The following is a 12,529-nucleotide window of genomic DNA, read 5'->3' on the forward strand; positions in this document are numbered from 1 at the left end:
GCCTTCTCCGGGCCTCTTCGAGAGTACGGCGGTTCCCCGCCCGGCGACGTACGAGGTGGGCCGGCCGAGCGGGAACCGCCGGCGACGTACGGCTCGGACCCCGTCCGACGCGGCGGACGGGCCCCGGGTCAGCGGCCCTGCAGCTTGGCGGAACTGGTCCGGGCCTTGCCGAGCTTCTTGTAGAGACGTGCTCCGGGGCATTCGGTGGCGAACCCGTCCCGGTGTCCCGAGATCACGTTCAGTTTGACCCGCTTGCCCTTCCTGTACTTGTTGCTGCCTCCGGAGACGAGGGTGACCTTGCCCTTGGGGTTGGCCCCGAACAGTCCGAGCTTCCAGGCGGTCAGCTTCGCGATGGCGGTGACGGCGGCGGCCGGCGGGTTCGACGAGGAGTACGTGCCAAGCACCGCGATGCCCATGCTGTTCGTGTTGAAGCCGAGTGTGTGCGCCCCGAGCACGGCCTTCGTCACGCCGCCCGCGCGGCCCTCGTAGATGGTGCCGCACTTGTCGACGGCGAAGTTGTAGCCGAAGTCGCGCCAGCCGCTGCTCCTGACGTGGTAGCGGTAGATGCTGCGGAGCACCGATGGGGCCTGCCGGCAGGTGTAGTTGTTCCCGGTCGCGCTGTGGTGCACGAAGGCCGCCTTCACCGTCCTCGTGTACGCGAAGTTCCGCTCGCGCAGCCGCTCGTCCGCACCCCAGCCCTTGCGGGTGACGATGCGCGGTCGCGGGCCGATGTACGGCCTCGCGCGGGCGGCGGCGCGGGCGGCGGTGGTACCGGCCGAGGCCGCCGGGGTGTCGCTCCCGGCGGTCTTCCGCCCGGCCTCCCGGGCCGTCGCCTGTGCCGGGTCCCGCGGCGGGTCCTCGCCGGGGTCGACGAGTTCGAGGCGCAGCCCGCCGGGCAGCGGCAGGGGGGTGGACGCCCGGTCCTGCGGATCGGGCGCTTCCGGCCGTACGCGCACCTCCACTCCGTCGGAGTCGCCGACCCAGAGCGGAGCGGTCGCACCGCGCACCGCGCCGGACTCGCGCTCCGCGCTGCCGAGGTCGGCGGCGTGCTCGGAGTTGTGGGTCTCCACGTCCTGCCAGTCGGACCATGTTCCGGTACCGGTCGCGCGGGTGCGGATCTGGACCGTGCCGTGCAGTTCCGTCCCGGCGTCGTCCCACACCACGCCCACCAGCGAGAACGGGCGGGCGTCGCGCCGGGTCAGCCCCTGGGTCGCGGCAGCGCCGGAGGCCCGGTCCGAGGGGGAGGAGAGGCGGGCCATCGGGAGCGACTGGGTCGATCCGGGGAGGTCCGCCGCCGACCGGGCGGGGGCGGAGGGCTGATCGGTCCCGCGCTGGGCCGGGTCGGCGGCCGTCGTGTCCGGTCCGGTCGTGCCGGAGGCTGGCGCGTCGGGGGTCGGCGCGTCTGAGGTTGGCGCGTCGAGGGTCGGCGCGTCGAGGGTTGGCGCGTCGGGGGTTGGCGCGTCGGAGGTGGTGGCGTGAGGTTCCGTCACCGCCTCCCGGGTTTCGGGCGGGCCGGAGCCCGGCGATTCGGGGGCCGCGGAGGGAGGCCGGGCCGAGGCGTCCTGGGGGGTGGGGGCGGACGACGCGGGGACGGCGAGGGGCAGGGTGAGCGCCGCCGCACAGGTGACGCCGATCGAAGTTGCCAGTAGTGCACGCATACGGCTGATCCTTGACATATTCGGACCACTCCGGCTACCTCGGACACCTACCCGAAAGTGACGCACCGTCTGCCGAACCGGTGTCCGTGACACCCGTTCGGCCCGCCGCGCGTGGAGCCCCCGCGTACGCTTGCGCGGATGAACTCCAGCGACAGCACCCCTGCCGACCTGCTGCGTTCCGCCCTTGCCGCGGACCCGGCCCGCCCCCTGGTCACCTTCTACGACGACGCCACCGGAGAACGCGTCGAACTGTCGGTGGCCACCTTCGCCAATTGGGTGGCCAAGACCGCCAACCTGATCCAGGGCGACCTGGCCGCCGAGCCCGGGGACCGGGTCGCGCTGCTGCTTCCCGCGCACTGGCAGTCCGCGGTCTGGCTGCTGGCCTGCTCCTCGGTCGGCGTGGTCGCCGACGTGCAGGGCGACCCGGCCGCCGCCGACCTCGTCGTGACCGGCCCCGACACGCTGGAGCGGGCGCGGGCCTGCCGGGGCGAGCGGGTCGCGCTGGCCCTGCGTCCGCTGGGCGGCCGGTTCCCGCAGACGCCGGAGGGCTTCGCGGACTACGCCGTCGAGGTGCCGAGCCAGGGCGACCGCTTCGCGCCGTACGCGCCGGTGGACCCGCAGGCGCCCGCGCTGGCCGTGGGCGGGATCGAGCTGACGGGGGCGCAGCTCGTCGCGCGGGCGCGCGAGGACGCGGGAGCCCTCGGGCTCGCCCCGGGATCGCGGCTGCTGACCGGTCGTACGTACGACGACTGGGACGGGCTGAGCGCCGGGCTCTTCGCTCCGCTCGCCGCAGGCGGGTCCGTGGTGCTCTGCCGTCACCTCGACCAGTTGGACGCGGAAGCGCTGGCGAAGCGGGTCGAAAGCGAGCGGGTCACCGACAGCGCGGTATGACAAGCGCTCCGAGGTGCACTCGTCCGGACCACAGAGGGCCGAGCCCCCGGGACTGCGCACCTGCGCGGGGCCATGATCGGCGCTAAGGGTTGTCCCGCGATCTCTGGTGGATCAGCGTGCGGCGTCGGATGCCGTGCATCGCACAGCGGAGGAGCGTCCGCATACTGGACGTATGCGCACATTCCGACAACGCGGCGAGGTGCCGTAGCCGTCGTCGCGCGCCCACCAGGGATTGCGGGACAACCCTTGGGGACCACTCTCCCGTGATGCACAACCAAGCGTGAGGTTCAGCCGTCTACTCCTGCGACCGGCGGCCCATCGCGCCGCCGAACGTGAAGGATGGACGCAGACGTGACCGACAGCGCTGGCACGCCGGCCGACCCGGACAACCCGGACGAGCCGACCGGGGACACGACGCAGGGCGGGTCACGCGGCCGTTCCGGACGGCACGGAGCCTCGAACGCGAAGAACGCCGAGGACACGCAGAACTCCGAGGATTCCGAGGAATCCGACGACGCCGGGGACACCGGGGACGCGAAGGACGCCGAGGACGCCGGGGGCTCGAAAGAGAAGCCTGCGGAGGAGTCGACGGCGGAACGGCCCGCCGAGGAGCCGGCGGAGCGGGCACCGGAGGCCGGCGCGGGCAGCGAGAGCAGTGACGCGGGGGCACCCCTCGACGCCGAGGCCGACACTCAGGCCGAACCCGAACGCGAACCGGAGCCCGAAGCCGGTACGGAGACCGGGGCCGGGACCGACGCGGACCCGGACAGCGACAACAGCAACAGCAACGGCAGCGGCAGCGGCAGCGGCAGCGGCGGCGGCAGCGGCGGCGGCAACGACGACGACCGCAGTGCGCAGACCTGGGCCGAGCGGCCCAAGGACGGCGTGCGCAAGAGCCACTGGCTGCGCTGGACCGCCCTCGCCGCCTCGTTCCTCGTCCTCGTCGCCGCGGGCGCGGGCTGGTGGCTGTACAAGAAGCTCGACGGCAACATCACCACCGACACGAGCGCCGCCGCCGAGCTCAAGGCGTACGAGAAGGAGCGGCCCGCGCCGGTCGTGAGGGCCGCGCAGAACATCCTGCTCATCGGTTCCGACAGCCGGGCCGGCGACAACCGCGAGTACGGCCGGGACGACGGCGGGAGTCAGCGCTCGGACACGACGATCCTGCTGCACCTCGCGGCCGACCGGAAGAGCGCCACGGCGGTCTCGCTGCCGCGCGACCTGATGGTCGAGGTGCCCAGCTGCCGGACCGCCGACGGCAAGACCACGCGGGCCCGCGAGGCGCAGTTCAACTCGGCCTTCGAGCTGGGCGGCACCGCCTGCACCATCCGCACCGTGGAGCGGATGACCGGCATCCGCATCGACCACCACATGGTCGTCGACTTCAACGGCTTCAAGGACATGGTCAACGCCGTGAACGGTGTCGAGATCTGCCTCAAGGAGCCGATCGACGACAAGGACGCCCACCTGCGGCTGCCCGCCGGACGGCAGAAGCTGAACGGCGAGGAGGCGCTCGGCTACGTACGCGCGCGCAAGTCCATCGGCAACGGCAGCGACACCGAGCGGATGGAGCGCCAGCAGAAGTTCCTCGGCGCCCTGGTGAACAAGATGCAGAGCAACGGCGTCCTGCTCAACCCGACCCGGCTCTACCCGGTCCTGGACGCGGCCACCAAGTCGCTGACGACGGACCCGGGGCTGAACACGCTGAAGGACCTGTACGACCTGGTGCGCGGGATGCGCAACGTGCCCACCGACCAGGTGCAGTTCCTGACCGTGCCCCGACAGCCGTACCGCCAGGACCCGAACCGGGACGAACTCGTCGAACCGGACGCGAGCGAGCTGTTCGAGCAACTGCGGGACGACCGGCCGGTGGCCGTGGTCCCGGCGGACGAGCTCAAGCGCGATCGGAAGAGCGAGAAGGCCGGCCAGGACGGAAAGCCCGACGACACCGGCTCCGAGAGTCCGACGCCCACACCCACCTATTCGGGTTCGAGTGCGGCGGACGACCTGTGCAAGCAGTAAAGCAATTGCCAAGACAACAGACACAATCGACGCGTATTGGGAAGAATGCCCAGTTGTAAGGGGCGTGGAATAGGTCACGCGCGTCGCTCCACTCCGAAGCAGCCGGATAGTGTGACGCGATCCGGTGCTTCCGGCCGCCAGGTCGTGCACTGCTGGAGCGAAAGAACGAGCGCCCTGCCGGGGGAGGGCGCCTCGCGTGGCACCGACGGAGGACTCAGGCAACCGTGGATGCGCAAAGCCGTGGGCGGGCGGACGAGATCGACCCCGCAGACCAGTGGGTGCTCAACCCGCACACCGGCAACTACGAACTGCGACTGGATCAATCCGCAGGGGAGTCGTCCGGCGCGGTGCGCCGGTCCAACGCCTCGGATTCCGCCCGGCGGAGCGGTTCGCGGAGCGGTGCTCCCCGTGACGGCTCCGGCCGCCGCGGAGCGGGTGCGCGCGACGGTTCCGCCGGCGGTCCCCGCCGCGAGGTGCCCGGCCAGCGCAGCCGCCGCTCCTCCCAGAGCGGGCGCGGCCCGGAGCCGGCCGCCGCGGGCCGGCGCAAGCGCAAGTCCCCGAAGGCGCGCCGGAAGAAGGCGCTGCTGTGGACGGGCGGGGTGATGGCGTTCGTCGTGGTCGCCGGCTCGGCCGGCGCGTACGCGCTGTACCAGCGGCTCAACGGCAACATCGACACGGTCGACGTGGGCAACGCGGGCAACAAGGACGTCCTCACCGACGGTCCGATGAACATCCTGGTCATCGGCACCGACAAGCGCACCGGCAAGGGCAACGGAGGGTACGGCGACAAGGGCAGCGAGGGCCACGCCGACACCAACATCCTCTTCCACGTCTCCGCGGACCGCACCAACGCGACGGCACTGAGCATCCCGCGCGACCTGATGACGGACATTCCGGACTGCGAGACGACCCAGCCGGACGGATCGAAGAAGACGATCCCGGGGACTCCCGGCGTCCGCTTCAACATCAGCCTCGGCCAGGAGGGGCGCGACCCCGGCTGCACCATGCGGACGGTCGAGGCCATCACCGGCGTCAAGCCCGACCACTTCATGATGGTCGACTTCAACGCGGTCAAGGAGCTGACCACGGCGGTCGGCGGCGTCAAGGTCTGCATGGCCAAGCCGGTCGACGACCCGAAGTCCCAACTCAAGCTTCCCAAGGGTGAGTCGAAGGTGCAGGGCGAGATGGCTTTGGCCCTGCTGCGCACCCGGCACAGCTTCGGCAACGAGAGCGACCTCGACCGGATCAAGGTGCAGCAGCAGTTCCTGGCTTCGATGATCCGCGAGATGAAGTCGAGCGACACGCTCACCAACCCGAAGAAGCTGTTCAGCCTGGCCGACGCGGCGACCAACGCGCTGACGGTCGACTCCGGCATCGGCAGCGCGAAGAAGCTGATGACGCTGGCCCAGGAGCTCGGCAAGGTCAACACGAAGAACATCACCTTCGTGACGCTGCCGGTCATCGACAACCCGGCCGAGACGGTCAAGGCCACCGTGGTTCCGCAGCCCGAGAAGGCGGAGCAGCTGTTCGCGATGATGCGCTCCGACACCTCGCTCACCGAGGTGAAGCAGAAGAAGAAGGCCGCCAAGAGCAAGCAGGCCGCGCTGCTGAAGGGGCCGAAGGCCGAGCCCGCCGACGTACGCGTCGACGTCCTCAACGGCGGTGACATCGCGGGTGCGGCCGGCGCGACCGTCACCTGGCTCCAGAACAGTCAGGGCGTTCTGAAGTCGACCAACAAGGCCAACGCCCCGGCGAAGATCAAGAAGACGACCCTGGCGTACGCGCCGAACCAGGCCGACCAGGCACGGGCGCTCGCCGAAATGATGGGGCTGCCGGCCGGGGCCATGAAGCGGGGCACCGCCGACGCCGAGGGTTTGCAGGCGATGGTGCTGACGCTGGGGGCGGACTTCAAGGGCGTCGGCATACCCGTCTCCGGACCGGCGAAGGCGCCGGAGGGCATCCAGCAGGCAAGCGCCGACAAGGCGGAATGCGCAGCGTGACACCGGGTCACCGCGCCACAGCGGAAATCTGAACAGCATATGGGGGGTCCGGTGGGTCGCAGCAGCACACCCGGGGAGGGAACGCGCTCGCGCGTCCGGCACGCGAGCCAACGCGGCTGGGACGAGAGCCTGTACGCACCGGACGACGACCGCGCGGGCGACGGCGACGACACCGACCGGGCCGCCGCCGACACCGCTGACGCCGCGGCGGCGCGGTCCGGGGCGGCGCGGGGCAGACGCGCGGGGAGGTCCGGAGGCGGGCCCCGGCGCAACGGCAGAGGCAACAAGGGCAACAAGGGCAACAAGGGTGACAAGGGCGCTGAAGGCGCCAAGAGCAGCAAGGGCGGGACAGGCGGCATAGGCGGCGAAGACGTACGCGGCAGCCGCCGGGCCCCGAAGACCGGCCGGCGGCGGGCGCTGCGCTGGGGGGCGTCCGTTCTGGCGGTGCTCATACTCGGCGCCGGTGGGGCCGGCTATCTGTACTACGACCATCTCAACGGCAATATCAAGAAGGAGGATCTGACCCTCGGCGACAAGCCGATGGCCGACCACAAGGCCAATGCCGCCGGTCAGACCCCGCTCAACATCCTGCTCATCGGCTCCGACGCCCGTAACTCGAAGGCCAACCAGGCCCTCGGCGGCGCGAAGGAGACCTTCGGCGGCATGCCGCTCGCCGATGTGCAGATGCTGCTCCACCTCTCGGCGGACCGCAGCAACCTCTCCGTGATCAGCATGCCGCGCGACACCATGCTCAAGATGCCCAAGTGCACGGCCCCGGACGGCAAGGTCTACCCGGCCAGCACCGTGGACGTGCAGACCAACGAGAGCCTGGGGCGCGGTGGTCCGGGGTGCACGGTGGCCGCCTGGTACGAGCTGACCGGCATCACCATCGACCACTTCATGATGATCGACTTCGCGGGTGTGGTCTCGATGGCCGACGCGATAGGCGGCGTCCCGGTCTGCGTCGACGCCAACATCCTCTCGCGCGGTCGCGACGGACGCGGCGGTTCCGGGCTGAAGCTGAAGAAGGGCACCACTCCCATCAAGGGCGAGCAGGCCCTCCAGTGGCTGCGCACCCGGTACGGCTTCGAGGACAACAGCGACCTCGGCCGGGCCAAGGCCCAGCACCAGTACATGAACTCGATGGTCCGTGAGCTGCGCAAGGGCACCAAGCTCTCCGACCCGACCAAGCTGATGAACCTCGCCGAGGCCGCCACGGAGGCGCTGACGGTCGACAAGGGGCTGGACACGGTCACCAAGCTGTACGACCTGGCCGAGGAGCTCAAGAAGGTCCCGACGAAGCGGATCACGATGTCGACCATGCCGAACGTGTACGGCACGGGCGTGAACGCCGGCCGGGTCTATCCGAAGGCGGGCGACGCGGAGCAGTTGTTCCGGATGGTCCGCGACGACGTACCGCTGGACGGCAAGGCGTCCAAGCGGAAGCCGGAGGTCACCAAGGACCCGTCGGCGCCGGTGGGCGAGATCGCGGTCGCCGTACGGAACGCGACGGCCACCGACGCGCTCGGTCCGGCGTCCGGCCGCGCCCGTCACGTGTCGGACCAGCTGAAGGACGCGGGCTTCGGGAAGACCACCATCGACTCGGGGAACGTGAGCGGCGCGGTGCGCACCGCGGTCCTGTATCCGAGCGCGGACCTGGAGGGCGACGCCCAGGCGGTCGCGAAGGCTCTCGGCATTCCGCTGGGTCAGGTGAAGAAGTCCACGGAGGTGTCCGGGATCTCGCTCGCGGTGGGAGCCGACTGGCGGGAGGACCGGGCCTATCCCGCGGCCAAGGGCCAGGAGAAGACCCCGGACTCGGCCGAGGCCCTCAACGGCGAGGAGAAGAGCTGCATGCGCGTCAACCCGAACTACACCTGGTGACGCGACCTGCGCCTGGTGACGCGGCGGACGCCGGGCCGCCGCGAAGGGCCCGGCGGCGGCCGGCGATGACCTTCCTGGCCGGCGGGCGCGGGCTGGTGAGGAACCCGTACCCTCAGGACATGTGCATGGTCGTCAGCGCCACCGGGATGATCCGCGCGGGCCTTGAGAGAGAGCCCCCTGCCCGCGGGCACCGATCCGGCGACGATCACCGCCGCGTAGCCGCCGCGTAGCCGCCGGAGACGGCGGGGCACTGCGCGGCAGACATGTGGCCCTCGGCGACGGTCCTCGGGGACGCCGGGGGTTCGCACCCCTGGAGGCGGCGTTATCCGGGCCGCCACGTTACCGCGAATGGGGGAACACCGGTGCGCGCCGCCGGGTCGTGGGCCGGAGTGGAGATCGTATGGGCCTACCGTGCGATGGTCCCCCTTGCACCGCGGAGGTGTCTCCCCCCGTGCCCAGCCCCCAGCGACCTCAGCGTCCGTCGCACCCCCGCGCCACTCCCCCGTACGCCCGCCCCGCACCGCAGCGCCCGGCACCGCCGCGCCGCGGACCGGCGCAGACCCGGCCCGTCCGCTCCCGGAGGCAGGACGAACGCCCGCGCTGGGGCATGCGGGTGGCCACCGGGCTGTCCGTGCTGGTCCTGGGCGCGGGCGGGATCGGGCACGCGGTGGTGAGCAGCCTGGAGACCGGGATCGGCCGGGTCGACCCGTTCAAGGACATGAAGAACCGCCCACAGTCGGGCCACGGCATGAACCTGCTGCTCGTCGGCACCGACGGCCGGGACACCATCACGAAGGCGGAGAAGCGGAAATACCGGTTGGGCGGCGCTCCCTGCCACTGCACGGACACGATCATGCTGGTCCATCTGTCGGCGGACAAACGGCGCGCGAGCGTCGTCAGCCTCCCCCGCGACAGTTACGCCGAGATCCCCGCCCACACCGACCGCAACACGGGCAAGCACCACGCGGGCCACCCGGTGAAGCTGAACGCCGCGTACGCGGAGGGCGGGCCGACGCTGACCGTGCGGACGGTCGAGCACATGACGGGTGTCAAGGTCGACCACTACGTGGAGGTCGACTTCACCAGCTTCATGAAGACCGTCGACGCCGTCGGCGGGGTGAAGATCTGCACGGCCCGGCCGATGAAGGACACCTACACGGGGCTGACCCTGGCGGCGGGCTCCCACGAGCTGAACGGCGGACAGGCGCTCCAGTACGTACGGTCCCGGCACGTCGACGGGGCCTCCGATCTGGGGCGGATGCAGCGCCAGCAGAAGTTCGTGGCGGCGCTGATCAAGCAGGCCACCGGCAGCGGGGTGCTGCTGAACCCGGTGAGGTTCCAGCAGGTCTCCGCCTCCGTGCTCGGCTCGGTCCGGGCGGACCAGGGATTCGGCACGGAGCAGATGGTGGCGCTCGGCAGGGCGATGCGGGACTTCAGCCCGTCCTCGTCGGAGTTCACCTCCGTACCGATCGGCAACCCGGGCTTCGCGGTGAAGGGCATCGGCTCCACGGTCCAGTGGGACGCGAAGAAGTCGAAGAAGCTGTTCCGGGCGCTGCGCGAGGACAGGCCGCTGGCGCCGGAGAAGGCGAACCGGCCGCGGCAGCCGCGGGCCGCGCTCGTCGACGTCGCGCCCGCGCAGGTGCGCGTGCAGGTCTACAACGGCACTCCGAAGGACGGTCTGGCCAAGGACGTCGACACCGCGCTGCGGGCCACCGGGTTCAACACCACGAGGGTCCCGCTCAACGGGAAGCTGCGCGACGTGAAGCGGACGCTGGTGACGTACGACCCGCGCTGGGACCGTTCGGCGAAGTCGCTGGGGGCGGCGCTGCCCGGGAGCGAGCTGAGGCCGGTGGCGGGGCAGGGCGGCACGATGCAGGTGACGGCGGGTTCGGACTTCACGGAGGTGCGGCGGGTCAGGGCGGAGAGCGCGCAGGAGGGGGAGTTCTCCACGGTGACGGGCGACGAGGTCGTCTGCCCGTGAGAGCTGCCCGTGAGGGCTCTCCCGGGCCTGACCACGACCCAGCCTGGTCCCGTCCCGGCCTGGTCCGCGACCCGGCTACGGCTCAGTCGTCGATGCCGTCGGCTGCGCGCTTCTCGCGCAGCTCCCTGATGGCGCGGCGGCGGGCGAGCCGGTGGGTGCGGCGGATCTGCGCCTCCTGGTAGCGCCGCTTGTCGCGCTCGCTCTCGGGGATCACCGGCGGTACGGGGCGGGGCCTGCCGTCGCCGTCCACCGCGGCGAAGACCAGGTAGGCGCTGCCGACCTGCTGGGCGGGGGTCGACTCGTTCCACCGCTCGGCCATCACGCGGACGCCGACCTCCATGGAGGAGCGGCCGGTCCAGTTGACCTGCGCGCGTACGTGGACGAGGTCGCCGACGCGCACCGGCTCCAGGAAGACCATCTCGTCCATCGACGCGGTCACCGCCGGTCCGCCGGAGTGGCGGCCGGCCACGGCGCCCGCCGCGTCGTCCACCAGTTTCATGATCACGCCGCCGTGCACGGTGCCCAGGAGGTTGGTGTCGCTGCCGGTCATGATGTGGCTGAGGGTGGTCCGGGACGCCGCGGTCGGCTTGCCCGGAATCGCGCTGTCCGGGCGGGTGGCCTGATCTGTCATACCGTCCACCTTATGCGGGGGCCCGGATTCCGCGGAATGCATCAGGTTCGCAACAGCCCTGGTGCGATTTCCCTTACACCCTGTAATACCTGCGCACCGGGACGGCACACTGGTCGGCATGAACGATTGGCCCGATCGACGGACCGGCGACCGCAGCGAGCACTACGGGCAGGGCAGCACCAGCCCCCGGCCCGAGGGAGCCCGCGCCATGCCGCACATCCGGCGCCCCCAGGCCCCGCCGCAGAGGCCGCAGGTGCCGCCGCAGAGCCAGGGGTACGCCGACCCGCGACAGGGCGGCTCCCCCGGATACGACAACGGGAACGGCACCGGCTACGACAGCGGGTACAACACGGGCCAGGTCTACGGCGGCGGAGGCGGCGGCAACGGCTCCGGCCGGGGCGGCGGCCGTGGCGGCGGTGACGGAGGCTACGTCCAGGGCCGCCCCGCGCCGGACTGGCGCCGCCGGATCAAACTGGGCGCGCTGACCCTGGTGGTCGTGGTGCTCGCGGTCTCCATCTCGACGTACTTCTGGGCCGACTCGAAGCTGAAGCGCGAGGTGGACCTGTCCAAGGTCATCGAGCGGCCGGAGGAGGGCGAGGGGACGAACTACCTCATCGTCGGGTCCGACAGCCGCGAGGGCATGACGTCGGAGGACAAGAAGAAGCTGCACACCGGCTCGGCCGAGGGCAAGCGGACCGACTCGATGATGATCCTGCACCGGGGCTCCAACGGCCCGACGCTGATCTCGCTGCCGCGCGACTCCAACGTCGAGATCCCGTCCTTCAAGGGTTCCGAGTCCGGGAAGATGTTCCAGGGCACCGGCCGCCAGGTGAAGCTGAACGCGGCCTACGCCGAGGACGGCCCCGAACTGCTCGTGCGCACGGTGGAGTTCAACACCGGCCTGCGCATCGACCACTACGTCGAGATCGGCTTCGGCGGCTTCGCCAAGATCGTGGACGCGATCGGCGGGGTGGAGATGGACATCCCGAAGGCGTTCAAGGACAAGAAGTCGGGTGCCGACTTCCGGGCCGGGAAGCAGACGCTGAACGGCGAGCAGTCGCTGGCCTTCGTCCGGACCCGGTACGCGTTCGCGGGCAGCGACCTCGACCGTACGAAGAACCAGCAGAAGTTCCTCGCGGCGCTGGCGAGCCAGACGGCCACGCCCTCCACGATCCTCAACCCGTTCGCGCTCTACCCGACGATGGGCGCGGGCCTGGACACCCTGGTCGTGGACAAGGACATGTCGCTCTGGTCGCTGAGCCAGATGTTCTTCGCCATGAAGGGCGTGACGGGCGGCGAGGGCACGTCGATGAACATGCCGATCGCGGGCAGCACCGGAGGCAACCTGCTCTGGGACAAGGCCAAGGTGAAGCAGTTGGTGGAGCAGCTCAAGAACGACGAGAAGGTCACCGTCACCGGCAACTGACGCCCCTGGCGACGGGGGCCACCCCACGGGGACACACGA

Annotated in this window: 8 protein-coding genes and 1 pseudogene; 6 read left to right on the forward strand and 3 right to left on the reverse strand. The window is 71.0% G+C overall.

Annotated elements, in window-relative coordinates:
• Positions 1-128: 128 nt before the first annotated feature.
• Positions 129-1,658, reverse strand: coding sequence for an N-acetylmuramoyl-L-alanine amidase (locus EES43_RS10680; protein WP_124268517.1), 1,530 nt, complete (start codon positions 1,656-1,658; stop codon positions 129-131).
• 138 nt (positions 1,659-1,796) lie between these two features.
• Here EES43_RS10680 and EES43_RS10685 point away from each other — a divergent pair, with 138 nt between their 5' ends.
• The 4 genes from EES43_RS10685 (at position 1,797) to EES43_RS10700 (ending at position 8,452) form a co-directional block, all read left to right on the forward strand.
• Positions 1,797-2,549 (forward strand): TIGR03089 family protein, encoded by a 753-nt coding sequence (locus EES43_RS10685; RefSeq protein ID WP_124268518.1) that lies wholly within the window; start codon positions 1,797-1,799, stop codon positions 2,547-2,549.
• A 339-nt stretch (positions 2,550-2,888) separates the two neighbouring features.
• On the forward strand, positions 2,889-4,571 hold the full coding sequence (locus tag EES43_RS10690; protein ID WP_124268519.1) for an LCP family protein: 1,683 nt from the start codon (positions 2,889-2,891) through the stop codon (positions 4,569-4,571).
• Between the two features lie 224 nt (positions 4,572-4,795).
• A complete protein-coding gene (locus EES43_RS10695) occupies positions 4,796-6,571 on the forward strand; it encodes an LCP family protein (RefSeq protein ID WP_241192369.1) in 1,776 nt (591 codons plus the stop codon).
• A 357-nt stretch (positions 6,572-6,928) separates the two neighbouring features.
• The gene (locus tag EES43_RS10700) at positions 6,929-8,452 is read left to right on the forward strand and encodes an LCP family glycopolymer transferase (RefSeq protein WP_124271896.1); all 1,524 of its coding nucleotides are present in this window, start codon (positions 6,929-6,931) and stop codon (positions 8,450-8,452) included.
• Here the strand turns inward: EES43_RS10700 and EES43_RS31840 are convergent.
• A pseudogene (locus tag EES43_RS31840) lies at positions 8,430-8,673 on the reverse strand (hypothetical protein); the annotation flags it as partial. The gene EES43_RS10700 and the pseudogene EES43_RS31840 sit on opposite strands and share 23 nt — an antisense overlap.
• Positions 8,674-9,059: 386 nt before the next feature.
• Between EES43_RS31840 and EES43_RS10710 the strand changes: the two are divergent.
• Positions 9,060-10,433 (forward strand): LCP family protein, encoded by a 1,374-nt coding sequence (locus EES43_RS10710; RefSeq protein ID WP_124271897.1) that lies wholly within the window; start codon positions 9,060-9,062, stop codon positions 10,431-10,433.
• A gap of 82 nt (positions 10,434-10,515) precedes the next feature.
• Here the strand turns inward: EES43_RS10710 and EES43_RS10715 are convergent, their stop codons facing one another.
• Positions 10,516-11,064, reverse strand: a complete 549-nt coding sequence (locus EES43_RS10715) for an acyl-CoA thioesterase (RefSeq protein ID WP_124268520.1) — start codon at positions 11,062-11,064, stop codon at positions 10,516-10,518.
• Between the two features lie 118 nt (positions 11,065-11,182).
• Here EES43_RS10715 and EES43_RS10720 point away from each other — a divergent pair, with 118 nt between their 5' ends.
• Positions 11,183-12,490, forward strand: a complete 1,308-nt coding sequence (locus EES43_RS10720; RefSeq protein ID WP_124268521.1) for an LCP family protein — start codon at positions 11,183-11,185, stop codon at positions 12,488-12,490.
• Positions 12,491-12,529: the final 39 nt, after the last annotated feature.

Origin of the sequence: Streptomyces sp. ADI96-02 (genome assembly GCF_003846185.1) — a bacterium.
GTDB lineage: Bacteria > Actinomycetota > Actinomycetes > Streptomycetales > Streptomycetaceae > Streptomyces.